The organism is Ancylobacter amanitiformis, from assembly GCF_030814815.1.
In the GTDB taxonomy this organism is placed as follows: Bacteria; Pseudomonadota; Alphaproteobacteria; order Rhizobiales; family Xanthobacteraceae; genus Ancylobacter; species Ancylobacter amanitiformis.
This window is the reverse complement of sequence record NZ_JAUSVR010000020.1, coordinates 34,247-58,003: the sequence shown is the minus strand read 5'-3', so window position 1 is coordinate 58,003 and position 23,757 is coordinate 34,247. Positions and strand designations below refer to the sequence as shown.

General features: G+C 67.5%; 19 protein-coding genes. 1 reads left to right on the top strand and 18 read right to left on the bottom strand.

All coding sequences use genetic code 11. The features are described 5' to 3' along the window. Positions 1–114: 114 nt before the first annotated feature. The 3 genes from QOZ99_RS19690 to QOZ99_RS19680 all read right to left on the bottom strand — a co-directional run bounded on the left by QOZ99_RS19690 (position 115) and on the right by QOZ99_RS19680 (position 3,842). Positions 115–1,491, bottom strand: coding sequence for an amino acid ABC transporter permease (locus QOZ99_RS19690; protein WP_306891701.1), 1,377 nt, complete (start codon positions 1,489–1,491; stop codon positions 115–117). A gap of 10 nt (positions 1,492–1,501) precedes the next feature. After that, entirely contained in the window at positions 1,502–2,692 is a 1,191-nt protein-coding gene (locus QOZ99_RS19685) for an amino acid ABC transporter permease (RefSeq protein ID WP_306891700.1), read from the bottom strand. A 118-nt stretch (positions 2,693–2,810) separates the two neighbouring features. Beyond that, positions 2,811–3,842, bottom strand: a complete 1,032-nt coding sequence (locus tag QOZ99_RS19680; protein ID WP_306891703.1) for an amino acid ABC transporter substrate-binding protein — start codon at positions 3,840–3,842, stop codon at positions 2,811–2,813. Positions 3,843–4,118: 276 nt separating this feature from the next. On the opposite strand from QOZ99_RS19680, the gene metC reads away from it, so the two are divergent. Continuing rightward, the gene (gene metC, locus QOZ99_RS19675; protein ID WP_306891699.1) at positions 4,119–5,318 is read left to right on the top strand and encodes a cystathionine beta-lyase; all 1,200 of its coding nucleotides are present in this window, start codon (positions 4,119–4,121) and stop codon (positions 5,316–5,318) included. 60 nt (positions 5,319–5,378) lie between these two features. Here the strand turns inward: metC and QOZ99_RS19670 are convergent, their stop codons facing one another. The 15 genes from QOZ99_RS19670 to QOZ99_RS19600 form a co-directional block, all read right to left on the bottom strand. Continuing rightward, positions 5,379–7,103 (bottom strand): ArnT family glycosyltransferase, encoded by a 1,725-nt coding sequence (locus QOZ99_RS19670; protein WP_306891698.1) that lies wholly within the window; start codon positions 7,101–7,103, stop codon positions 5,379–5,381. Positions 7,104–7,230: 127 nt separating this feature from the next. Next, positions 7,231–9,516, bottom strand: coding sequence for a putative bifunctional diguanylate cyclase/phosphodiesterase (locus QOZ99_RS19665; RefSeq protein WP_306891697.1), 2,286 nt, complete (start codon positions 9,514–9,516; stop codon positions 7,231–7,233). Positions 9,517–9,665: 149 nt separating this feature from the next. Further along, positions 9,666–10,304, bottom strand: coding sequence for an urease accessory protein UreG (ureG, locus tag QOZ99_RS19660; RefSeq protein WP_306891696.1), 639 nt, complete (start codon positions 10,302–10,304; stop codon positions 9,666–9,668). 19 nt (positions 10,305–10,323) lie between these two features. Further along, positions 10,324–11,043: an urease accessory protein UreF gene (locus QOZ99_RS19655; protein WP_306891694.1), complete on the bottom strand. Its 720-nt coding sequence runs from the start codon at positions 11,041–11,043 to the stop codon at positions 10,324–10,326. 39 nt (positions 11,044–11,082) lie between these two features. Continuing rightward, positions 11,083–11,898, bottom strand: a complete 816-nt coding sequence (locus QOZ99_RS19650) for an urease accessory protein UreE (RefSeq protein WP_306891693.1) — start codon at positions 11,896–11,898, stop codon at positions 11,083–11,085. Positions 11,899–12,019: 121 nt separating this feature from the next. Beyond that, positions 12,020–13,732, bottom strand: coding sequence for an urease subunit alpha (gene ureC, locus QOZ99_RS19645; RefSeq protein WP_306891692.1), 1,713 nt, complete (start codon positions 13,730–13,732; stop codon positions 12,020–12,022). Positions 13,733–13,813: 81 nt separating this feature from the next. After that, positions 13,814–14,434, bottom strand: a complete 621-nt coding sequence (locus QOZ99_RS19640) for an urease subunit gamma (RefSeq protein WP_306891691.1) — start codon at positions 14,432–14,434, stop codon at positions 13,814–13,816. A 54-nt stretch (positions 14,435–14,488) separates the two neighbouring features. Next, complete coding sequence (locus QOZ99_RS19635) at positions 14,489–15,358, bottom strand: urease accessory protein UreD (RefSeq protein WP_306891690.1); 870 nt, start codon at positions 15,356–15,358, stop codon at positions 14,489–14,491. After that, complete coding sequence (urtE, locus tag QOZ99_RS19630; protein WP_306891689.1) at positions 15,333–16,028, bottom strand: urea ABC transporter ATP-binding subunit UrtE; 696 nt, start codon at positions 16,026–16,028, stop codon at positions 15,333–15,335. Before urtE ends, QOZ99_RS19635 begins: the two co-directional genes overlap by 26 nt. A gap of 4 nt (positions 16,029–16,032) precedes the next feature. Next, positions 16,033–16,836: an urea ABC transporter ATP-binding protein UrtD gene (gene urtD, locus QOZ99_RS19625; protein WP_306891688.1), complete on the bottom strand. Its 804-nt coding sequence runs from the start codon at positions 16,834–16,836 to the stop codon at positions 16,033–16,035. A gap of 10 nt (positions 16,837–16,846) precedes the next feature. Continuing rightward, positions 16,847–18,001, bottom strand: a complete 1,155-nt coding sequence (urtC, locus tag QOZ99_RS19620) for an urea ABC transporter permease subunit UrtC (protein ID WP_306891687.1) — start codon at positions 17,999–18,001, stop codon at positions 16,847–16,849. Continuing rightward, complete coding sequence (urtB, locus tag QOZ99_RS19615; protein WP_306891702.1) at positions 17,998–19,617, bottom strand: urea ABC transporter permease subunit UrtB; 1,620 nt, start codon at positions 19,615–19,617, stop codon at positions 17,998–18,000. The genes urtC and urtB overlap by 4 nt, the downstream gene beginning before the upstream one ends. 162 nt (positions 19,618–19,779) lie before the next feature. Beyond that, positions 19,780–21,090 (bottom strand): urea ABC transporter substrate-binding protein, encoded by a 1,311-nt coding sequence (gene urtA / locus QOZ99_RS19610; protein WP_306891686.1) that lies wholly within the window; start codon positions 21,088–21,090, stop codon positions 19,780–19,782. 222 nt (positions 21,091–21,312) lie between these two features. Continuing rightward, positions 21,313–22,488 (bottom strand): aminotransferase, encoded by a 1,176-nt coding sequence (locus tag QOZ99_RS19605; protein ID WP_306891685.1) that lies wholly within the window; start codon positions 22,486–22,488, stop codon positions 21,313–21,315. 112 nt (positions 22,489–22,600) lie between these two features. Beyond that, a complete protein-coding gene (locus tag QOZ99_RS19600; RefSeq protein WP_306891684.1) occupies positions 22,601–23,749 on the bottom strand; it encodes a DUF1513 domain-containing protein in 1,149 nt (382 codons plus the stop codon). Positions 23,750–23,757 lie beyond the last annotated feature (8 nt).

The window sequence follows — 23,757 nt, the reverse complement described above, 5'->3', positions numbered from 1 at the left end:
TGTGCACGCCGACAAGCTCAACCGCCACGTCCTTGCCAGGAGGCGTGTGGACCGCCGGCAGAGCGTCGGGAGGGACGATCGAATGGGTGTCGCTCATGAATGTGTCTCCGTCGGTCAGTGCCGGTGCGATGTGTTGAGCCGTCGCTCGACGAAGAGCGAGTAGCGCGACATGCCAAAGCAGAAGAGGAAATAGACGATGCCGGCGAAGGCGAAGCCGGTGTAGAGCGTCACCGGCGTCGCCCAGTTGGGATCGGTGAAGGAGGCGCGCAGCTGGCCGAGAAAGTCGAAGATCGAGACGATCAGCACCAGCGTCGTGTCCTTGAACAGCGAGATGAAGCTGTTGACGATGCCGGGGATGACCAGCGTGAGCGCCTGCGGCAGCACGATGAGGCGCATCATCTGGCCCCAGGTCAGGCCAACCGCCATCGCGCCCTCATACTGCCCCTTGGGGATCGCCTGCAGGCCGCCGCGCACCACCTCCGCCATGTAGGCGGCGGAAAACAGCGCGACGCCGACCAGCGCGCGCAGCAGCCCGTCCGGGTTGGCGCCCTGCGGCAGGAACAGGGGCAGCATGTAGGTGGCGAAGAACAGCACGGTGATGAGCGGCACGCCGCGCCAGAACTCGATGAAGACGATCGACAGCAGCCGGACGATCGGCATCTGCGAACGCCGCCCGAGCGCCAGAAGGATGCCGAGGGGCAGCGAGGCGACGATGCCGGTGACGGCGATGACCAGCGTCACCAGCAAACCGCCCCACTGGCGCGTCTCGACCGGCCGGAGGCCGAAATCGATGTCCCACGCCAGCACCAGTACGCCGAAGCCCGCGAAGGCCAGCAGTACCGCCCGCCCCGCGCTCAGCGCGTTGCCGCCGATCAGCCCGATGATGCCCCCGACGAGCGCCGCCGCGACCAGCGCCGTCAGCACGAAATCCGCCCAGAAGGCGATGTTGACGCCGGCAAGGCTGGCATCCCCGGTGATCGGCTGGATGAGGCCGAAGCGCTGGAACAGGAACGAGGAGGCGTCGATATTGCCGCCGGTCAGCAGGATGAAGGCGATGATCGGGTAGACGACGAAGAACAGCAGCGCGTTCAGCCGCTTCATCGGCCAGCTCGGTACCAGCAGCGGTACCAGCAGGATCGCGCCGGCGGCAAACACGATGTTCGGGCGCCAGCGCTCCTCGATCGGATAGAAGCCATAGATCAGCTGCGCGAACTTTGCCCGGATGAACGGCCAGCAGGCGCCCACGCCGGGATCGAGGCAGGCCTCGCGATTCTCGCCGGTCCATACCGCGTCGATCAAGGCGAAGCGCACCATGGGCGGCACGATCAGGACCAGCAGCGCGAGGCCGAACAGCGTCAGCAAGGTGTTGAGAACGCTGGAAAACAGGTTCTCCCGCATCCAGCCGATAATGCCGACATTGCGGATCGGCGGAGGCAGCGGCGTCACCAGTTCCGAGCGGATGAAGGTGCCGTCGTCGAATGTCATGCTCATCGCGCGCCCCTCACCGTTCCACGAGCGCGACGCGCTTGTTGTAGACGTTCATGATGACCGAGGTGATGATCGACAGCACGAGATAGACGCCCATCGTGATGGCGATGATCTCGATCGCCTGGCCGGTCTGGTTCAGCGTCGTGCCGGCGAACACGGCGACGAGATCGGGATAGCCGATGCCCACCGCCAGCGACGAGTTCTTGGTCAGGTTGAGATACTGGCTGGTGAGCGGGGGGATGATGACCCGCATGGCCTGTGGAATCACCACCAGACGCAGCGTGTGCCCGTTGCGCAGGCCCAGCGAGTGGGCCGCCTCGGTCTGGCCGTGGCTGACCGACTGGATGCCGGCCCGCACGTTCTCCGCGATGAACGCGCCGGTATAGGTCGCCAGCGCCACGGTCAGCGCGACGAATTCGGGAATGACGCGCACCCCGCCGACGAAGTTGAAGCCCTTCAGTTCGGGACGTTCCAGGCTGATGGGAAAGCCGGTGATCGCCATGGCGATGAACGGCACCAGGATCATCAGCCCGAGCCCGATCGGCAGCATGGGCAGGCCGCGCCCGGTTTCCGCCCGCCGCTCGCGCGACCAGTAGTGCAGCACGATGACGACCAGCAAGGCCGCGCCGAACGACCACAGCACATAGCCGGTGCCGGCCTCGAAGACCGGCCGGGGAACGATGATGCCGCGATTGGAGATGAACACCTCGCCCAGCAGATTGATGCTCTGGCGCGGGCTCGGCATGGCGCTGAGAACGGCGAGGTACCAGAACAGGATCTGGAACAGCGGCGGCAGGTTGCGGATCACCTCGACATAGATGGTCGAGAGAAGGCGCACGACAAAATTCTTGGACAGGCGCCCGATGCCCACGAAAAAGCCGATAATGGTGGCAAAGAAGATGCCGACCACCGCCACCAGCAGCGTGTTGAGCAGGCCGACCAGGAAGGCCCGGCCATAGGTCGAGGTTTCGCTATAGGGGACCAGCGTCTGGCTGATGCCGAAGCCGGCCGTGTTGTCGAGGAAGCCGAAACCGGTCGCGATCTTCTGGGCCGCGAGATTCTGGCGGGCATTGTCGACGAACATCCAGCCGAGAAAAACGACCAGTACCAGGGCGATCAGTTGCAACCCGATGCTGCGGACCTTCGGGTCATTGATGAAAGACGTCTTGGAACGCCCGATTGCGGGCTCGACCAGATCCGACATGTTCCCCCTCGCCTCTCACGAGGCTCGATACGATGCCCGGCACGCCGCCTTTGTGGCTGGTCTGGCCGGACGAGGTGGCTCCCGGCATGACGCCGGGAGCCTTTTCGCTACCCGCGTCTCAGCGGATCGGCGGCGCGTACTGGAGGCCGCCCTTGTTCCACAGCGCGTTGACGCCGCGGGCGAGCTTCAGCGGGGTGTCGGGGCCGACATTGCGGTCATACATTTCGCCGTAATTGCCGACCGTCTTGACGATCTGGTAGCCCCAGTCGTTGCCGATGCCCATGCCCTCGCCGAACTTGCCTTCGGTGCCGAGCAGGCGCTTCACTTCGGGGTTGGCGGAGGACTTCAGCTGCTCGTCGACGTTCTTCGAGGTCACGCCGAGTTCTTCCGCCGTGAGCTGCGCGAACAGCACCCACTTGACGATGTCGAACCACTGGTCATCGCCATGGGCGACCACCGGGCCGAGCGGCTCCTTGGAGATGATTTCCGGCAGGACGATGTGGTCGTCGGGGTTGGTCAGCTTCAGGCGCTCGCCGGCCAGACCGGAGCGGTCCGTGGTCAGCACGTCGCAACGGCCCGCGTCATAGGCCTTGACCACCTCGTCATTGGTGGCGAAGGCGATGACTTCATAGGTCATGTTGTTGGCGCGGAAGAAGTCGGCGAGGTTCTGCTCGGTCGTGGTGCCGGTCTGCGTGCAGACCGAGGCGCCCGACAGTTCCATCGCGGACGTGACCTTCTTGTCCTTGCGGATCATGAAGCCCTGGCCGTCATAATAGGTGACGCCCGTGAAATTCAGGCCCAGCGAGGTATCGCGCGAGATCGTCCAGGTGGTGTTGCGGGAAAGAACGTCGATGTCGCCGGACTGCAGCGCGGTGAAGCGGTCCTTGGCCGAGAGGGGGGTGAACTTCACCTTCGTGACATCGCCAAACACGGCTGCCGCGACGGCGCGGCAGAAGTCAACGTCGAGTCCGGTCCAGTTGCCCTTGTCGTCGGGTGTCGAGAAACCCGGCAGACCCTGGCTGACGCCGCACTGGATAAAGCCCTTCGCCTTGATCTGGTCGAGCTTTGCCGGCTTCGTCTGCGCCTGCGCGCCAAAGGCCGCGAGGCCGCAGGCACCCGCGAGGGCAAGCGTGGAGAGGAGGCGTTTCATCATTGCAGCCTTCTTCATCGGTTATGATTGACGTGCCGTCTGCCGTAACGGACGGCACGGGTGAACAGTCAAAGCAATTCGTGTGCCGCGGCATGCCGCGCCCGGGTGGCACACCATGCGTCCTTGGTCTGATCCGCAACGGCGCAAAGGGGTGCGCCGCCCCACGGCAGCCCTAAGGTCATCAGAACGCCCTATGGTCGATCGGTCAAGCGCTTGACGGGGCTTGTCCATCCATCATCAATGCCCCCTGCATCGATGCAGGAGCCTCTGAAACGCATGTCCCGCCAGACCGGGGGCGCCAACCGCCCCGCCTTTGCCGTCGAAACCGAGCTGGTCGTCGCCGGTCGCGATCCCCAGCGTTATGACGGGTTCGTGAATACCCCCATCGTGCGTGGCTCCACCGTGCTCTCGCCCACCGTCGCCGATCTCGAGGGTCACACCGGCCGCTACACCTATGGCCGGCGCGGCAACCCCACGCTGGACGGGCTGGAGCAGGCCATGTGCGCGCTGGAAGGGGGCGCCGGCGTGGTGCTTACCCCATCCGGCCTTTCGGCCGTGAGCGTCGGCCTGCTGTCGGTGCTGCGGGCGGGCGACCACCTGCTGATGGTCGATACCTGCTACCATCCCACGCGGCGGATCTGCGACGTGGTGCTGACGCGCTACGGGATCGAGACCACCTATTACGACCCGCTCGCGGGTGCCGGCATCGACGGGCTTGTCCGCCCGAACACGCGGGCGATCTTCCTCGAGGCGCCCGGGTCGCAATCCTTCGAGATGCAGGACATCCCCGCCATCGTGGAGGTGGCGCGGCGGCGCGGAATCGTGACGCTGATGGACAATACCTGGGCGACGCCGCTGTTCTTCCGGCCGCACGATGCCGGCGTGGATATCTCCATCCAGGCCGGCACCAAGTACATAAGTGGCCATTCCGACATCAATATCGGCATTATTTCCGCCAATTCCGCCCAGTTTGACCGCGTGAAGGGCACGTATGGCGATCTTGGCATCACCATTGCCCCCGAAGATGCCTTTCTCGCCGCGCGCGGGCTGCGCACGCTGGCGGTGCGGCTGGCGCGGCACCAGCAATCCGCGCTGACGATCGCCCATTGGCTGGCCGGGCGACCGGAAGTCGCGCGCGTGCTGCACCCGGGCCTGCCGGACGATCCCGGACACGCGGTGTGGAAGCGCGACTTCAAGGGCTCGTCCGGCCTGTTCAGCCTCATCCTCAGGCCGGTGTCCAAGGCCTCGGTCGCGGCGATGCTCGACCATCTCGCCCTGTTCGGCATGGGTTATAGCTGGGGCGGTTTCGAGAGCCTCATCATCCCGTTCGACTGCCGCTCCTCGCGCACCGCAACGCATTGGGAGCCCGGCGGGCCGACGCTGCGCCTGCATATCGGGCTGGAGGATCCGGCCGACCTGATCGCCGACCTCGAACAGGGCTTCGCCCGGCTGCGCGCGGCGGACGACGCCGGCTGACGCGCGAACCCGCAACCCGCAACCCGCAACCCGCAACCTGCCTGCGGTTGAGCGCGGCGCTCAGCCGCCGGAATTGCGATAGAGCGAAATCCGCACACGGCGGCCATTGGTATATTCATAGCCGCGTATATCGGCCCGGCGCTCGATCCGCAGGCCAATGGCCTCGGCCCGGCGCACGAAGCGCGCCTCCTGCCGGCTTTCCACGAAGACGAGGCGGCAGCCGCCCTCTTTCAGGAAATCGGCGGCACTGCCGCCGTCGAGCAGCCAGGTCCGCCCCGGCAGTTCGAACATCAGGCTCGCCTCGTTGTAGCCGGCCGTGCCGACCGCCAGTGACGCGGCGCCGGCCGCGCAGGCCTCGCCCTCCACCACCGTGGCCATGCGCCGCGACAGCCACAGGCTCTCCATCTTCGGAATCACCAGATCGACCACGCCGAAGCCGGATACCAGCGTGCCGGCCAGCGCGAGCAGCGTCGCTTTCTCCACCCCGTATTCGCGCACCGCGCTGGCAGCGGTGATCAGCGCGAACAGGCCCGCCAGCAGCAGCGGCCACGCCAGAAGGCTCGTCGTCCGGTCCAGCACCGCCAGGATCAGCAGCGACGAGACGGCGATGATGGCGCCGAGCAGCGGCCAGAGCCAGAGAATGCGGGCCAGCCGCGCATTGGCGAGGGCGAGCGCCCCCTTCTCCACCGCCAGCCCGACCAGAATGGCGATCGCCGGGAAGGTCGGCACGAGATGGGCGGGAAATTTCGTGGGCAGCAGTTCGAGCAGCAGCCAGACCGGAAGGATCCACACCAGCAGGCTGCGCACCCCCCGCAACCGGCGCGCCTTCCAGATGATGGGTACCGCGAGCGCCACCAGCGGCGCGGCCGGCCAGAACAGCGCCCAGAACATCAACAGGAAGGCGCCGGGCGGGGCGCCGATGCCGGTGAAGGCCGGCGCCACCCAGCCGATCACGAAGCGCGCCGTCGGCCCGCTGGTCGGGCCGGCGAAATGGCGCAGATAGTACCAGAAGGCCCCCATCGCCAGCAGGAGGACAATGCCCAGCGGAAAACGCGCCAACAGCCGCGGCAGGCGCAGCGAACGATCGAGCGTCACCAGCGCCGTCAGCGCCAGCGCCGGATAGACCAGCGCGAACAGTCCCTTGAAGAGGAAGGCAAAGGCCAGCGCCGCCCAGAACATCGCCACCAGCCGGCGCGTGGAGGACGGATCGACCTTGCCCGCGGCCGACGCCGGGGTCTCGCGCACATAGAGACGGCCGATTGCGCCGATCATCGCGGCGGCGGCCGCCAGCATCGCCGCATCCGGCACGGCGAGGCGGGCAATGACGCCGACCGATGCCGAGGTCGCCAGCAGCAGCCCGGCCAGCAGCGCGGCCCGACGCCCGACAAAGCCGAGCGCGGCCCAGTAGCTCAGCAGCACCGACGCAATGGCCAGGAGCAGCGAGGGCAGCCGATAGAGCCAGATGCTGCGCGTGGCATCGGGCATGCCGACCGCCTGCGCCCCGGCCACCAGCGCCGATTGCAGCCAGTACAGCCCGAAAGGCCGCGTGCGCTGGCCTTCCAGCCCGAGCCGGACATCGGCCAGGTCGCCGGTCTCCACCATCTGCCGCGAGGTCAGCGCGAAGCGTGCCTCATCCCGATCCAGCACGGGCAGCGCGAAGAAGCCGGGCAGGAAGGCCAACAGGCTGACCAGCGTCAGGAACAGGCAGGCACGCCGCGTCGAGGTGGCGCAGGCGTCGAACAGGGCGACGATGTGACTTGCGATCCGCAGCCCGTTGCGTCGCACGGGCGACGTCCCCGGCCCAGTCTCCCATGCAGTTCTGCCAGTCATCGCGCTCGTCCGATTCGCCAGGCGGCGACCATATCAGAAGCGCCGCCCCCACCGCGCGCCCCACCCCGCGCGCGCGCCGCGCTCAGACGGCGACGGCCAGCGGCCCGCTGGAGCCATGAACGGCATCGGTCGCGCACCAGCCCTCCATCAGCGCCGGCACGCGCGAGGCCGGCAGCGCCCTCGCATAGAGAAAGCCCTGCGCGAAATCGCAGCCATTGGCGCGCAGATAGGCAGCCTGCGCCGGGGTTTCGACCCCTTCCGCCACGGTCTCGATGCCCAGGCTTCGGCCCAGGTTGATGACCGCGCGCACGATGGCGGCGTCGTCCGCATCGTGTTCGAGATCCTGCACGAAAGAGCGATCGATCTTGATGCGATCGACCGGAAACTGCTTCAGATGGGTCAGCGAGGCGTAACCGGTGCCGAAATCGTCGAGGCTGATCTTCACGCCGGCATGGCTGAGCGCCTGCAGGCTCTGGCGGACCGTTTCCATGGAGCGGCCAAGGAACACCGACTCCGTCACCTCGACCACCATGAACTCGGGGGCAAGCCGGGCAGCGGCGAGTGCCGCCAGCACCCGTTCGGCAAGCTGGCCGCGCGAGAATTCCGCCGAGCTTACATTGATCGCGACATGGCCGAACGGGCAGCCCATCGCCGCCCAGCGCGCCATGTCGCGCGTCGCCTGACCCAGCAGTTGCTCGCCGATCTCGATCGAGAGCTGGGGATCGTCGAATACCTCGCCGAAATCCTGCGGCCCCAGCACACCCCGGCGCGGATGGTGCCAGCGCATCAGCGCCTCGAAGCCGACGATCTCTCCGTTGGTCAGCGAAACCTTGGGCTGGTAATAGGGTAGAAGCTCGCCATTGCGCATCGCCAGCCGGATGCGCGCGGCCAGCTGGATGCGGCTCTCGGTCGCCTGCTGCATGCGCGGGTCATATTCGACCGCCACGCCGCGGCCGGCCGACTTGGCGCGATAAAGGGCGATGTCCGCATTCTTCAGCAGGGTCAGCGGATCGCTGCCGTGGATCGGGGCCACCGTCACCCCGATGCTGCCCTGGCAGGACAGGGTGGAGCGCCGATAGCTGAACGGCCGCGCCAGCACGGCGAGAAGCTGCTGCGCCACGGCCATGCCCTCGGCCGGGCTCGTCAGCCGCGACAGCAGCACGATGAATTCATCGCCCCCCAGCCGCGCCACCGTATCGGCATCGTCGACGCAACCGCTCAGCCGGCGCGCCGCCTCGATGAGAAGCGCATCGCCCGCATCGTGCCCGAGCGTGTCGTTCACGTCCTTGAAATGGTCGAGGTCGACCAGCAGAACGCCGACATTGTGGCCGGCGCGACGGGCGCGGCGCACCGCCAGATCGAGCTTTTCGCGCATCAGCCCACGGTTGGGCAGATCCGTCAGCGCATCATGGTTGGCCATGTGCCACATGCGCTGCTCGGCTTCCTTCTGCTCGGTAATGTCCTGCAGGATGCCGAAGGCGCGCAGCACCTTGGCGCCGTCCGTCTCCAGCTCGCAGGTCTTGCGGATCAGCCGGTGATGGCCCTGTGCGTTTATGAAGGGCAGTTCCACCTCGAACGGCTCCGCCGTGCGCAGCGCGGCCTCGAAACGCTTCTGGAAATGCTGGCGCGCCTCGCTCGGGAAATAGGACTGCGCCAGCGCGGTGGTCGGCTCAAGTCCCGGTGTCAGTCCGTAAATGCGGAAAACGCCGTCCGACCAGCTCAGCCGGGCGCTGGCGACGTCATATTCCCAGCCGCCCACCCGGGCCATGCGCTCGGTCTGTGCCAGCAATGTCTGGCGGCGCCACAATTCCCGGCTCTGCATTTCCAGCAGGTGCTGGCTGGCGCGCCGATGCTCCAGCTGGCGCTTGGCGCGCTGGTTCGCCTGATGCAGCCGGAACTGGTCGACGATGATGCGCGTGAGATGGTCGACGAGTTCAAGATCGCCCGGCCGCAACTCGCGCGGCTCCGAGCCGAAAATGCAGAGCGATCCGATATTCAACCCCGGACGCAGCGCGAGCGGTGAACCCAGATAGAAACGGATGTGCGGGGAGCCGGTGACATAGATATTGTTCGCGAAGCGGGAATCCCGGCTGGCATCCGCCACGAAAAGCGGCTCGGATGACAGGATCGTCCAGGTGCTGAAGGAATAGGTGCGGGAGGTGCCCTCAGTCTCGGTCCAGCCGGACTTGGCCATGAACACCTGCTGGTCCCGGTCGACGAGGCCGATGCAGGCATAGGGCGCGTCGAACATCTGCCGCGCGAGCACGCAGACGCCATTCAGCACCTCGGCGCTTCCCGAGCGCAGAATATCGAGCGCATGCAACTCGGCAAGGCGCTCGGCTTCGTTGTCGGGAAGCGGAAATTCCATCTGGCACCCGATAGGAACGGCTAAATCAAACAGCGCGACCCGTCGGACCCACGAGACCGCAGCAGCAAGCATGCCAGCAAACAGCCGGATGATACCATCACCCGGCCATTTGACCATCATGCCGCCCTTGCGGCAATAGAGGACAATGACTACGCCGCGCCGGCCTCCGCAGGCACCAGACCACCCGCCTCCTCGATGAAGCGCGCGACCTCCGCAACCCCGCTTCCGCTGCGGATGTTGGAGAAAACGAAGGGCCGTCGGCCGCGCATGCGCCGGGAGTCGCGATCCATCACTTCGAGCGATGCGCCCACATGAGGGGCGAGGTCGGTCTTGTTGATCACCAGCAGGTCCGAACGGGTGATGCCCGGCCCGCCCTTGCGCGGAATCTTCTCGCCGGCCGAGACGTCGATCACATAGACGGTGAGGTCCGCAAGCTCGGGCGAAAAGGTGGCGGCGAGGTTGTCGCCACCGGATTCGATGAGGATCAGGTCCAGCTTCGGAAAGCGCGCGCGCATCTCCGCTATCGCCGCGAGATTGGCGGAGGCGTCTTCGCGGATCGCCGTGTGCGGGCAGCCCCCGGTCTCCACGCCCATGATGCGCTCGGCCGGCAGCGCGCCGGCGCGGGTCAGGATCTCTGCGTCTTCCTTGGTGTAGATGTCGTTGGTGATGGCGCAGAGGTCGTAACGGTCCCGGAACGTCCGGCACAAGGCCTCCATCAGCGCCGTCTTGCCGGAGCCCACCGGCCCGCCAATGCCCACCCGCAGCGGACTGCTCGCCTCAATTGCCATCGAATGAACTCCCCTCGCCTCAGCTGCGGAACAGCCGCGTATATTGCGTCTCGTGGCGCATGGCCGCGATGTCGGATCGAAGCGCCGCGCCGCCGAGACGATCGAGCGGCACCTGCGCGGCGAGTGGCGCCACGGCGCGGACGGTGCCTGTCGCCCCCGCCAGCGTCCGGTTGCCATCGGTCTGGCCGAGCGGCACCAGGCGCACCGCCGCCGAAATGAGATTGGCCGCCACCGCATTGAGATAGGCGCTGAGCGTCGCCGCCAGCGGCAGCCCATGCGCCGCGGCCGCAATGCCGACCGCGACCGGGTAGGCGACACGCCCGCCCCAGATGTCGGGCAGTCGATCCAGACGCGGCGAGGGCCAGGCGAGCCGGGTGGCGCTGATGAAGGCATCGCCCTGGTTCAGCGTCTCCATCTGACGCTCGCGGGCGGGCGCGAAGGCGCTGGCAAGCTCCAGCACCTCCACCAGCGTGGCATCGTCTTCCGACGCCGCCGCGCGCCAGGCATGGGCCAGCAGAACCGCATCGGCAAATGGCCCGCCATGGCGCAGCAGATCATCCACCCAGCCTGCCAGCGTCGCCGCATCGCGGATGTCGCCGGTCTCCACCGCCCATTCGAGGGCGTGCGAATAGGCGAAGGCGCCAACCGGATAGGCCGGCGACAGCCAGACGAAGAGCGCCAGAAGATCGGTCGGCGCCTCGGCGGGCGTGGCCTGCGACGATGCGGCACCCGCGGACAAGCGGCGCTCGGGTGCGGCGGCTCCGCTCATCGCGCGGGCCTAGTGGCCGTGGCGATGGCCATGGGAAGGGTCGCGCGCAGGCTCGTGCTCGTGCCCGTGATCATGGCTGTGATCATGGCTGTGATCATGCCCGCAGCCGCAGGCATCGCCATGCTTGTGTTCATGCGCATGCTCGTGGGCATGTTCATGAACATGCAGCACGTCGCGCTGCGGCGCCGGCGCGTGCGCCACGTCACCGTGATCATGGTGCGAATGAGGCTCGTGACCGTGGCGCTTATGGTCGCCGTGGTCGTGGTCGTGGTGTTCGTGGCCGTGATCATGATCGCCGTGGTCGTGACCGCAGCCGCAGGCTTCGCCATGGGCGTGATGGTGATCATGGCCATCATCATGCGCGTGGCCATGGTGGTGGCCGTGCGCCTCGGCTGCCTCATAGGCGCCGCCCTCCGGCTCGAAGGCCGCATCGACCACCGCCACGCGGGCGCCCAGACCGCGCGCCATCTCTTCCAGCACGGGATCGCGGGCGATACGGATGCGGTCTTCCAGCAGTTCGGCCGGCACATGCCGGTTGCCCAGATGCCAGGCGAGACGGGCAAGGTGGTGGGAATCGCGCGCGACGATCTCCGCCACCGGCTCGTCCGCCGCCACCACGGCAATCGTGCGCCCGTCATCGAGCGCGAGCCCATCACCCTGCTTCAGGCGGGTCGCCTCCGGCAGGTCGAGCAGGAACACCACGTCGCCCTCCCCGCGCATGGCGATGCGGCGGCGGTGGCGGCCATCATGAGGCAGCACCACGCGGTCGGCCGCGCTGGCGGCATCCCAGGTTCCGGCAGGAAGAAGCGAACGGGCACGGATCATGATCGGGTCTCCTCGGGACAGCTGCTACAAAGGTGGGAAACCTTTGCGGCGATGCCATCCCTGCGCGGCTGAAATCCGCCGCGCTCCCTTCAAGGAGGCGCGCGGCCTGTCTCGCCGATCCTTAGAACAGGAAATAGCGCTGCGCCATGGGCAACTCGGTGGCGGGCGCGCAGGTGAGCAATTCGCCATCCGCGCGCACCTCATAGGTCTCCGGGTCGATCTCCAGATGCGGCGTCGCGTCATTGTGGATCATCGACGCCTTGGAAATGCCGCCGCGCACGTTTTCCACCGCCACCAGCTTCTTGGCGAGGCCGAGCTTTTCCCCGACGCCGCGCTCGATCGCCGCCTTCGAGACGAAGGTCACGCTGGTGGCGGTGCGCGCCTTGCCGAAAGCGCCGAACATCGGCCGGTAATGCACCGGCTGGGGCGTGGGAATGGAGGCGTTCGGATCGCCCATACGCGCCGCCACGATGACGCCGCCCTTGATGATCATGTCCGGCTTGGTGCCGAAGAAGGCCGGCGACCACACGACGAGATCGGCCAGCTTGCCCGCCTCGACCGAGCCGATATGGCGCGACACGCCATGCGCGATGGCGGGGTTGATGGTGTATTTCGCGACATAGCGCTTGGCGCGGGCATTGTCGTTGCGCTCGCTGTCGCCCGGCAGCCGGCCACGCTGCAGCTTCATCTTGTGCGCCGTCTGCCAGGTGCGGGTGACCACCTCGCCGAGCCGGCCCATCGCCTGACTGTCGGAACTCATCATCGAGATGGCGCCGATATCGTGCAGGATGTCCTCGGCCGCGATGGTCTCCTTGCGGATGCGGCTCTCGGCGAAGGCGAGGTCCTCGGCGATCAGCGGGTCGAGATGGTGGCACACCATGAGCATGTCGAGATGCTCGTCGAGCGTGTTCACCGTAAACGGACGCGTGGGGTTGGTGGAAGACGGCAGCACGTTGGGCAGGCCCGCCACCTTCATGATATCGGGCGCGTGGCCACCGCCCGCCCCTTCGGTGTGGAAGGCGTGGATGGTGCGACCCTTGAACGCCTCGATCGTGTCCTCGACGAAGCCGCTCTCGTTCAGCGTGTCCGAGTGGATCATCACCTGGATGTCGTAGTCGTCGGCGACGGAGAGGCAATTGTCGATGGCCGCGGGCGTCGTGCCCCAGTCCTCGTGCAGCTTCAGCGCGCAGGCGCCGGCCTCGATCTGCTCGACCAGCGGGCCGCGCAGCGAAGCGTTGCCCTTGCCGGAGAAGGCGAGATTGACGGGGAAGCTGTCGGCCGCGCGCAGCATCATCTCGATATGCCACGGGCCGGGCGTGCAGGTGGTGGCGTTGGTGCCGGCGGCCGGCCCCGTGCCCCCGCCCAGCATCGTGGTCACGCCGCTCATCAGCGCGTGCTCGACCTGCTGCGGGCAGATGAAGTGGATGTGGCTGTCGAAGCCGCCGGCGGTGATGATCTTGCCCTCGCCGGCAATGATTTCCGTCGAGGCGCCGATGATGATGTCGACGCCCGGCTGGATCGCCGGATTGCCCGCCTTGCCGATGCCGGCGATGCGCCCATCGCGCAGGCCGATATCGGCCTTCACGATGCCCCAGTGATCGAGGATCAGCGCGTTGGTGATGACGGTGTCCACCGCGCCCGCGGCCCGCGTCACCTGCGACTGGCCCATGCCGTCGCGAATGGTCTTGCCGCCGCCGAACTTCACCTCCTCGCCATAGACGGTGAAATCCTTCTCCACCTCGATGATGAGCGCGGTATCGGCGAGCCGGACGCGATCACCGGTGGTCGGACCGAACATCTCGGCATAGGTGGCGCGGGAAATCTTGATCGACATGGGAAAATCCGTTCAGCGGCAAGGCAGCGGGCGGGGCAGCGGGCGGGGATGACGCAGGCGCTCAGGTACAGAGCCGGTCGCCTAGAGCGAGCCCATCACGTCCTGGCGGAAGCCATAGACCTCGCGGTCGCCGGCGAGCGCCACCAGCTTCACCTCGCGGCTCTGGCCCGGCTCGAAGCGCACCGCGGTGCCCGAGGGAATGGCGAGGCGCATGCCACGCGCCCGCGCCCGCTCGAAGGCCAGCGCCGGATTGGTCTCGAAGAAATGGTAGTGGCTGCCGACCTGGATCGGGCGGTCGCCAGTATTGGCGACGACGATTTCGACGATCTCGCGCCCGGCGAGCAACTCGATCTCACCCTCCTCCACCATCAGTTCGCCCGGCGCGCCGGGGCCGTAGTGCCACGGGATGGGTTCGTGCACGGTGACGAGCTTGGTGCCGTCCGGGAAGGTCGCCTCGACCTGGATGTCGTAGATCATCTCGGCGACGCCCGGCATCACCTGATCGCGGGTCAGCACCTGCGCGCCCAGCGTCATCAGCTCGGCCACCGTCTTGCCGTCGCGCGCGCCCTCGATCACCACGTCGGTAATCAGCGCGATCGCCTCGGGATGGTTGAGCTTCACGCCACGCTCCAGGCGGCGGCGCGCCACCATCGCGGCCATGGCGACGAGGAGCTTGTCCTTCTCGCGCGGACTGAGGTTCATCGGGCGGTCTCCGGATCGAATAAGGCGAGTGTTACGTGCATCGCGTTGCCTGCATCAGGAATGCCAGATGCGCGGGATGTCGGCCACCCCCAGCGCGGCGAGAACGCGGCGAATGGCGGCCTCCAGCGGCGCGCCGTCGCGGGCCAGCAGCCGGACCGACAGCATGCCGTCCCAGGCGCTGGCGCCGGCCTCGATATCGGCGGGACGCTCGTCGGGCAGGCCGAGCGCGGCGCGCACCTCCTCCAGCCGGCTTTCCGCATCGGGCGCGACCAGCAGCAGCGTCGCAAAGGCCGCCCAGCCGCCGGCCGTGGCGCGGCGATCGAGCAGGCGCGCAATGTCGCCCTCCAGCTGCAGGCCGTCGGCATAGACGAGCTTCCCGTCGCGGCGGATTCGCCAGCGATCCTGCAGCAGGCCCTGGCTGAAGCGCTCGCCGCGCGCGGTGCGGCCGAGGATCACCGGCTCCACCAGCAGCAGCCGCGCATCCCGGGCGATTTCCGCCGCGATGCAGCGCTCGACCCGCGCGCCGTCAAACACGATGGTCGACTGTGGCATCCAGTCGATCCGCGCGCCCGCTCCGGCCGCAAGGTCGACCGCGATGCGCGACAGCGCGCCGTCGGAGCGGTAGATCTTCTCCGCCGCCTGGGTGGTGACGACGAGCTGGGCAGCGTCGGCCGCGCGGATGATCGTCTGCGAAGTATCGCCCCCGGCCAGCCCGCCGCCGGTATTGATCAGCACCGCCTCCAGCGCGCGGGCGCGCCGGCCCGAGAGCGGAAAGCGCACCCGTGCGAAACCCGCTTCCTCGATCCGCCCGCGCTGCGTGCGCCCCTCCCGCGCGTGCGCCTCGATCGACAGCCGCCCCCGCCCGCGCCGCTCGACCGGGATCGAGGTGGCGATGGGTTCAAACGGCAATTCGGTTGCGTACATCCGGATCCTCAAGGGCGGCGCCATCGCCGGACATCACCACCGCGCCGCGCTCCATCACGATGAAATGGTCCGCGAGTTCCTTGGCGAAGTCGAAATACTGCTCGACCAGCACGATGGCGATGTCGCCCTTGCTGCGCAAGTAGCGGATGGCGTTGCCGATATCCTTGATGATCGAGGGCTGGATGCCCTCGGTCGGTTCGTCCAGCACCAGCACCTTGGGCCGCATGGTCAGCGCGCGGCCGATGGCCAGTTGCTGCTGCTGCCCGCCGGAGAGGTCGCCGCCGCGCCGGCGCATCATGCTGTCGAGCACCGGAAACAGCGAGAACACGTCATCGGGGATGAAGCGATCCGCCCTCTTCAGCGGTGCGAAGCCGGTCTCAAGGTTTTCCGCCACGGTGAGCAGCGGGAAGATCTCGCGCCCCTGCGGCACGAAGGCGATGCCGCGCCGCGCCCGCTCGGAGGGCGCCATGCTGGTGATGTCCTCGCCGTTGAAGCGGATCGCCCCCTTGGCGACCGGCGCCTGGCCGACAATGGCGCGCATCAGGCTGGTCTTGCCCACCCCGTTGCGCCCCAGCACGCAGGTGACCTTGCCCGGCGCGGCATTGAGCGACACGCCGCGCAGGGCCTGCGCCGCGCCGTAGAACAGATTGATGTCCTGAACCTCGAGCATGCCTTCAGCGTCCCAGATAGACTTCGATGACGCGCTCATTGGCGCTGACCTGATCGAGCGTGCCTTCCGCCAGCACCGAACCCTCATGCAGGCACAGGACCCTGACGCCGAGGTCGCGCACGAAGGTCATGTCATGTTCCACCACGACAACGGAATGGCCGTTGGCATTGATCTCGCGCAGCAACTCGGCGGTCTGCGCGGTTTCGGCGTCCGTCATGCCGGCCACCGGCTCGTCGACCAGCAGCAGGCGCGGGTCCTGCGCCAGCAGCATGCCGATTTCCAGCCACTGCTTCTGGCCGTGCGAGAGCGCCCCGCCGAGGCGGCCGCGATGTTCGGTGAGCTTGATGGTCTCGAAGATCTCGTCGATGCGCTCGCGCGCGGCGGCGGTCTCCCGGCGGAAGATGTTCGGCAGCGCGCGCCGCTGGCCCTTGAGCGCGAGGCGCAGATTGTCGAGCACCGTGTGGCTCTCGAACACGGTCGGCTTCTGGAACTTGCGGCCGATGCCGAGCGTGACGATCTGCGTCTCGTCGAGCTTGGTGAGGTCGGTGGTGCCGCCGTCGAAGAAGACATCGCCCTTGTCGGGCCGCGTCTTGCCGGTGATGACGTCCATCATCGTGGTCTTGCCGGCGCCGTTGGGGCCGATAATGGCGCGCATCTCACCGGGATCGATGGTGAAGGACAGCGCGTTCAGCGCGCGGAAACCGTCAAAGGTGACGGTCACGCCGTCGAGATACAGCAGCGCCTCGGTCAGGGTCTTGCGGGCCGCGCCCTCTGCGGCGGCCGGTTCCAGCGTCTCGATATCGCTCATCGCGTTCCCCTCACTCGGCCGGCTTCGGGTCGGGCAGCGGCTCGCCCGCCGCATCGGCCGGCGGACGCCGCTTCTCGCGCCATTCGTAGTAGGTGCCGACAATGCCCTTGGGCAGGAACAGCGTGACGGCGACGAACAGCCCGCCAAGCATGAACAGCCAGTACGGGGCGAGGAAGCCTGAGGTGAAATACGTCTTCGCGTAGTTCACCAGCACCGCGCCGAGCGCCGCCCCGACCAGCGTGCCGCGCCCGCCGACCGCCACCCACACGATGATCTCGATCGAATTGGCCGGCGAGAATTCGGACGGGTTGATGATGCCGACCTGCGGCACGTAGAGCGCGCCGGCAATGCCCGCCAGCATGGCCGAGACCACGAAGGCGACCAGCTTGTAGTTTTCCGCGCGATAGCCGGTGAAGCGCACCCGCGTCTCGGCATCGCGGATGGCGATCAGCACCTTGCCGAAATGCGAGCGCACGAGGAAGCGGCAGAGCACATAGCCGAGCCCCAGCGCCAGCGCGGAGAGGAAGAACAGCACCGCCCGCGTGCCATCCGACTGGATGTTGAAGCCGAGTATGTCCTTGAAATCGGTCAGTCCGTTATTGCCGCCAAAGCCCATGTCGTTGCGGAAGAAGGCGAGCAGCAGGGCAAAGGTCATTGCCTGCGTGATGATCGAGAGATAGACGCCGGTGACGCGCGAGCGGAAGGCGAACCAGCCGAACACCAGCGCCAGGATGCCCGGCGCCAGCACGACCATCAGCAGGGCAAAGGGGAACAGGTCGAAGCCGTACCAGAACCAGGGCAGTTCCTTCCAGTTCAGGAACACCATGAAATCGGGCAGCACCGGGTCGCCATACACGCCGCGCGTGCCGATCTGGCGCATCAGATACATGCCCATCGCGTAGCCGCCGAGAGCGAAGAACGCGCCCTGGCCGAGCGAGAGAATGCCGACATAGCCCCAGATGAGATCCACCGAGAGCGCGAGCAGCGCGTAGGTGAGATATTTGCCGAGCAGCGAGACGACATAGGTCGGCACGTGCACGGCCGCGTCGGGCGAGGTGGTCAGGTTCAGCAGCGGCACCAGCACGGCCACCGCGGCGAGCACGCCGAGGAAGACGAGGCCGTTGGTGGGGATGAGGGCGGGAGGACGGGTATCGGACGGGCTCATGCTTCGATCGACCTCCCCTTGAGAGCGAAGAGGCCGCGCGGGCGCTTCTGGATGAACAGGATGACGATGACGAGCAGCGCGATCTTGCCGAGCACCGCCCCGGCATAGGGCTCCAGCAGCTTGTTGGCGATGCCGAGCGACATGGCGCCGACCAGCGTGCCCCACAGGTTGCCCACCCCGCCGAACACCACGACGAGGAAGCTGTCGATGATGTAGCTCTGGCCAAGGTTCGGCGAGACATTGTCGATCTGGCTGAGCGCCACGCCGGCAATGCCGGCAATGCCCGAACCGAGGCCGAAGGTCATGGCGTCCACCCAGTTGGTGCGGATGCCCATGGAGGCGGCCATGCGGCGGTTCTGCGTCACGGCCCGCATTTCAAGGCCGATGCGGGTCATGCGCAGCGTCGCCAGCAGGGCGACGAAGACAAGGATGGCGAAGACGATGATCCACAGCCGGCCGGAGGTAATGGCCAGCTGGCCGATATCGAACGAGCCCGACATCCAGCTCGGCGCCCCGACCTCGCGGTTGGTGGGGCCGAAAATGGTGCGGATCGCCTGCTGCAGGATGAGCGAGATGCCCCAGGTGGCGAGCAGCGTCTCCAGCGCCCGGCCATACAGGAACCGGATCACCGTGCGCTCGATGATGACGCCGATCAGCCCGGTGAACAGGAAGGCGAGCGGGATGGCGATGATCAGCGACCAGTCGAACAGGCCGGGATTATAGGTGCGGATGGCATCCTGCACGACGAAAGTTGTGTAGGCGCCCAGCATCACCATCTCGCCATGCGCCATGTTGATGACGCCCATCACGCCGAAGGTGATGGCAAGGCCGATGGCGGCGAGCAGCAGCACGGAGCCGAGCGAGAGTCCGTACCACACGTTCTGCGCCATGCTCCACATGGCAAGGCTGCGCTCGATGCCGGCAATGGCGTCGGCCGCGGCCTGCTTCACCGCCGGCGAGGACTCGGCCGGCACGCCTTGCAGGATCGCCAGCGCGTCCTGGTTGCCCTCGGCGCCGACGAGGCCGATGGCGGCGATCCGCTCGGCATCCGAGACGCCGGGCTGGCCCATGACGATGGACGCGCGCGCCAGCGTCAGCGCGGTCTTCACCTTCGGATCGGCTTCCTTGGAAAGCGCCAGATCGAGCGCGGGCAGCGCCGCCGTGTCGCGCGAGCGGGCGACGGCCGTGGCCGCCTCCAGCCGCCTGGCGGGATCGGGACTGACGAGAGAGAGCGTGCCATTGGCGGCCTCGATGGCGCGGCGCACGCGGTTATTGACCCGCACCGGCTTCACGGCCGGCGGATCGGCCACCGGCTGGAGCGTCAGCGGATCGACCAGACCGGCCTCGGTGCGCAGGAATACCTGGCGCGGCACGGCGGAGAAGACGAGCTTGCCATCGGCGAGCGCCGAGACGATGCCCGCCGCGGCCGGGCTGCCGCTCAGGGCCAGCGCGCCGAGGGCGGCTTCCGTATCGGCGTAACTGTCGGTCGCCAGCTGGGCGAGCGGGGAGCTGATATCCTGCGCCACGGCGGGCTGGGAAAAGAGCGCGCCACACAGCCCGCACAGGGCAAGCAACAGCGCACAGGACAGGCGGCGAAGTCGAGCGCTGGAAATCATCATCATCCGTCAAGCTGCGATGCGGACGGCCGGAGCCTTGTTCCGGCGGCGAAGCGGAAGGCGGAAGACCGCCTTCCCTCGTAGCGGGCCACGACACGGCGCGGTGGCTGATGAGAACCGGCCGCCATGAGCGCCGGTCCCCATCGTTTCAGGATCGGGCGATCAGTTGCCCGCGCCGCCGCACTTGCCGGTCTTGACGTTGAAGTTGCCGCAGTTCAGCGGCGAACGCCAATCGGAGATCAGGTCCTTGGAGCCTTCGAGGTGGGGCGACCACTCTTCGGCGACGATCAGGCCCGGGGTCTGCTCGACGATGTCGAACTGGCCGTCATCCTTGATCTCGCCGATCAGCACCGGCTTGGTGATGTGGTGGTTCGGCATCATGGCGGAGAAGCCGCCCGACAGGTTCGGCACCGCGACGCCGATCAGCGCCGGGATGACCTTGTCCGGCTCGGTGGTGCCGGCCTTCTCGACCGCCTTGACCCACATGTTGAAGCCGATGACGGTGGCTTCCATCGGGTCATTGGTCACGCGCTTGGGGTTCTTGGTATAGGCCTGCCACTTCGCGATGAAGTCCTTGTTGGCGGGCGTGTCGACCGACTGGAAGTAGTTCCACGCGGCGAGGTGGCCGACCAGCGGCTTGGTGTCGATGCCGGCGAGTTCTTCCTCGCCCACAGAGAAGGCCACGACCGGGATGTCGGTCGCCTTGATGCCCTGGTTGCCGAGTTCCTTGTAGAACGGAACGTTGGCATCGCCGTTGATGGTCGACACGACGGCGGTCTTCTTGCCGGCCGAGCCGAACTTCTTGATGTCGGCGACGATGGTCTGCCAGTCCGAATGACCGAACGGCGTGTAGTTGATCATGATGTCCTCGGCGGGAACGCCCTTGGACTTCAGGTAGGCTTCGAGAATCTTGTTGGTGGTGCGCGGGTAGACATAGTCGGTGCCCGCGAGCACCCAGCGCTTCACGCCCTCATTTTCCATGAGGTAGTCGACCGCCGGGATCGCCTGCTGGTTCGGCGCGGCGCCGGTGTAGAACACGTTGCGCTCGCTCTCCTCGCCCTCGTACTGGACGGGATAGAACAGGATGCTGTTCAGCTCCTTGAACACCGGCAGGACCGACTTGCGCGAGACCGAGGTCCAGCAGCCGAACACCACGGCGACCTTGTCCTTGGCGATCAGCTCGCGCGCCTTTTCGGCGAAGAGCGGCCAGTTGGACGCCGGATCGACGACGACGGCTTCAAGCTTCTTGCCGAGCACGCCGCCCTTGGCGTTCTGCTCCTGCACCATGAACAGCACGGTGTCCTTCAGCGTCGTCTCGCTGATCGCCATCGTGCCCGAGAGCGAATGAAGCACGCCGACCTTGATCGTTTCCTGCGCGTGGGCCGGCACGGTGAGGCCGGCCAGCGCGAGGACTGTCGCGCCGACCGCAGCGCGACCGGCCGCACGCCGCGCCTGGGTGAACAGGTTGAGCATATTTCTTCCCTTCTGGAGTTCGCACGCAGGACCCCCGTCCGCGTGCCGGGGGATTAGTTAGCAATGCGCGTGCCAGAAGCCGGCGACGGGGTCGGTTGCCGATCGGCAACAAAAGTTTCGAATTCCGAATCAATCAATCGCTTAAATCGTGAGCGACCTGTCGCCAAACTAGGCAAATCTTCCCCTACGAAAGCCCTATCTGCATACAGCGCGCGGCAGGCGCTAGACGAATGCCGTCCGGCTGACCGCCTCCAGCCGCTCCACCGCGCGATCGAGCGTGGAATCCGCCTTGGCGAAACAGAAGCGGATGACCGTATCCACCGCCTCTTCCGCATAGAAGGCGGAGACCGGAATGGCGGCGACGCCGAAGCGCTCCACCAGCGTGCGGCAGAAGGCTTCGTCGCGCGGATCGCCGCCGCGCGGGGCAGGATGCAGCGGGGCGAGATCGACATTGAGGAAATAGGTGCCGGCCGAGGGCAGCACATTGAATCCGATGGAGGCCAGCCCCGCCGCCAGCCGGTCGCGCGAACGCTGCAGGCCGGCGCGGGTGGACAGGAACCAGCCGCGCTCCTTGGCCAGCCCATAGGCCACCGCGTGCTGCAGCGCGGGCGGCGTGGTGAAGGTGAGGAACTGGTGCGCCTTCGAGAGCGCGCGCATGAGCGCGGGCGCGGCGCAGACAAAGCCGACCTTCCACCCGGTCATGCCGAAGATCTTGCCGGCCGAGCCGATCTTCACCGCGCGCTCGCGCATGCCGGGCAGCGCCAGCACGCTGAGATGCTCGCGCCCGTCGAAGATCACGTGCTCCCACACCTCGTCGCTCACCAGCACCGCATCCGAGCGGGTGCAGAAGCGCGCCAGCCGCTCCAGTTCCTCGCGCCCGAACACGCGGCCCGTCGGGTTGTGCGGATTGTTGAACAGCACCAGGCGGGTGCGCGGTGAGAAGGCCTGCGCCAGCGCCTCCTCGGTGAGACTCCAGTGCGGAGGCACGAGCCGCACCAGCCTGGGCACGCCGCCGGCACGCAGCACCAGCGGCAGATAGGCGTCGTAGAGCGGCTGGAACAGCACCACCTCGTCGCCCGGCTCGATGAGCGCGAGCAAGGCGCCGGCAATCGCCTCGGTGGCGCCGGAGGTGATCATCACCTCGGCCTCGGGATCGAGGTCCAGCCCCTGCCAGTCCCGGTAATGCGCGGCGACGGCGCGGCGCAGTTCCGGCGCGCCCATCATCGGCGGGTACTGGTTCCAGCCGTTCAGCACCGCCTCGGCCGCCTTCTCGCGCACGTCCAGCGGGCCGGGATCGTCGGGAAAGCCCTGCCCGAGATTCACCGCGTCATGCGCGCGGGCCAATGCCGACATGGTCTCGAACACGGTTGTGGGCTGGGACGCGAACAGGGAGTTCATTTCACAATCTCGACGCGGATAAAAAAGTATCGAACGGCATGCGCCCGTCCTTATCCTCCCCGTCACCGCAAAAGAAAAGAGCCGGGCGCTATCCGCCCGGTGCCCCGCCGCGCTACATCAGAACCAGCGTCGCGTGGTTATCGAAGCGCATCGGCTGCCGGCGCCGGGCGATGACGCCGACGCCCTCCGCACCCACCCCGATCAGCGCCACTTCGCCGAGGCCGCTGGTCGCCAGGAACTGGCCCGCCGCGCGGGTGGGCGCGAGGCCGCAGCCATCGACCAGGGTGAGCGAGCCGATGAAGCGCCCGTCGCGCCGCCACACCGCCACCCGGTTGCCGCGCGGGCTGGCGGCGGCGACATAGGCGCCCGAGGCATCCACCGCCACCGAGCCGACATAGGTCCGCAGGCCGCGCCACTCCTCCTCCGGCGCGTCGAAGGCGCGCAGCCGGTCCTCCTCCACCGCATAGACCAGCGGCCGCGCCACGCCATCGGCCAAGAGGTCCTGCGCGGCGATCACGGTCAGCCCATCCGGCGTGCCGGCCAGATGGCGCAGCGACAGCGAGGCGAGATCCTCCTCCAATGCGATCACCGCGCGGGTCGCCCCGCTCACTGCATCGATGAGGGCGACGCTGGCGCCCGCCACCTCGGCGCCGAGCGCCTCGGGCGTGTGCGGCTCGATGCCGCCATTGGCGACGATCAGCGCGCCACCGACCGGGAGCATGTCGTGCGGGCCGATGCCGGCGGAGGCCCATTCCGCCTCAATGGCGAAATCGGCCTCGACGACGCGGCGGGTCACGATCCCCTGCCCGCTCGCCCGCTCGATCTCCACCGCCAGAAAGCGCCGGCCGCCCTCGATGAAGCGGCCATGGCCGGAGAAGACCCGCCCCTCGCCCGGCTCGAATTCGGCCAGCACCGTGCCGGCGCGGCGATCGAACAGCACGGCGCTGGTGCCGGGCCGGCGCGCCACCGCCACCGCCGTGCGCCCGTCCGGGCTCGGCTCCACCCAGTGCAGCCGCTGCACGCCGCTGCCAACGGCGGTGGCCGTGCGATCGGGCGCGAGCACGACCGGGGCGAAGCCGCCCGCGATGCCGGCCGTGGCCAGCCACTCCGCCTCCAGTGCGTGGTCTTGCGCGTGGTCTTGCGCGTCGTCCTGCGCGTCGTCCTGCGCGTGCGCCGCACCGCCGAACAGCACGCGCGGCGCCATCGCAAGCCCGCCGAGCCGGCTGAGCAGCGAACGGCGGGAGAGATCGAAAATGGCCATGCCCGCCT

What these genes read in the sequence shown, in the direction of transcription:
- urtE (WP_306891689.1), bottom strand. Translation starts at nt 16,028, where the DNA reads ATGCTCGAGGTTCAGGACATCAATCTGTTCTACGGCGCGGCGCAGGCC.
- QOZ99_RS19650 (WP_306891693.1), bottom strand. Translation starts at nt 11,898, where the DNA reads ATGATCCGTGCCCGTTCGCTTCTTCCTGCCGGAACCTGGGATGCCGCC.
- QOZ99_RS19685 (WP_306891700.1), bottom strand. Translation starts at nt 2,692, where the DNA reads ATGTCGGATCTGGTCGAGCCCGCAATCGGGCGTTCCAAGACGTCTTTC.
- ureG (WP_306891696.1), bottom strand. Translation starts at nt 10,304, where the DNA reads ATGGCAATTGAGGCGAGCAGTCCGCTGCGGGTGGGCATTGGCGGGCCG.
- urtD (WP_306891688.1), bottom strand. Translation starts at nt 16,836, where the DNA reads ATGAGCGATATCGAGACGCTGGAACCGGCCGCCGCAGAGGGCGCGGCC.
- QOZ99_RS19600 (WP_306891684.1), bottom strand. Translation starts at nt 23,749, where the DNA reads ATGGCCATTTTCGATCTCTCCCGCCGTTCGCTGCTCAGCCGGCTCGGC.
- QOZ99_RS19640 (WP_306891691.1), bottom strand. Translation starts at nt 14,434, where the DNA reads ATGAACCTCAGTCCGCGCGAGAAGGACAAGCTCCTCGTCGCCATGGCC.
- QOZ99_RS19680 (WP_306891703.1), bottom strand. Translation starts at nt 3,842, where the DNA reads ATGAAACGCCTCCTCTCCACGCTTGCCCTCGCGGGTGCCTGCGGCCTC.
- QOZ99_RS19635 (WP_306891690.1), bottom strand. Translation starts at nt 15,358, where the DNA reads ATGTACGCAACCGAATTGCCGTTTGAACCCATCGCCACCTCGATCCCG.
- QOZ99_RS19605 (WP_306891685.1), bottom strand. Translation starts at nt 22,488, where the DNA reads ATGAACTCCCTGTTCGCGTCCCAGCCCACAACCGTGTTCGAGACCATG.
- urtB (WP_306891702.1), bottom strand. Translation starts at nt 19,617, where the DNA reads ATGATTTCCAGCGCTCGACTTCGCCGCCTGTCCTGTGCGCTGTTGCTT.
- urtA (WP_306891686.1), bottom strand. Translation starts at nt 21,090, where the DNA reads ATGCTCAACCTGTTCACCCAGGCGCGGCGTGCGGCCGGTCGCGCTGCG.
- metC (WP_306891699.1), top strand. Translation starts at nt 4,119, where the DNA reads ATGTCCCGCCAGACCGGGGGCGCCAACCGCCCCGCCTTTGCCGTCGAA.
- ureC (WP_306891692.1), bottom strand. Translation starts at nt 13,732, where the DNA reads ATGTCGATCAAGATTTCCCGCGCCACCTATGCCGAGATGTTCGGTCCG.
- QOZ99_RS19690 (WP_306891701.1), bottom strand. Translation starts at nt 1,491, where the DNA reads ATGAGCATGACATTCGACGACGGCACCTTCATCCGCTCGGAACTGGTG.
- QOZ99_RS19665 (WP_306891697.1), bottom strand. Translation starts at nt 9,516, where the DNA reads ATGGAATTTCCGCTTCCCGACAACGAAGCCGAGCGCCTTGCCGAGTTG.
- urtC (WP_306891687.1), bottom strand. Translation starts at nt 18,001, where the DNA reads ATGAGCCCGTCCGATACCCGTCCTCCCGCCCTCATCCCCACCAACGGC.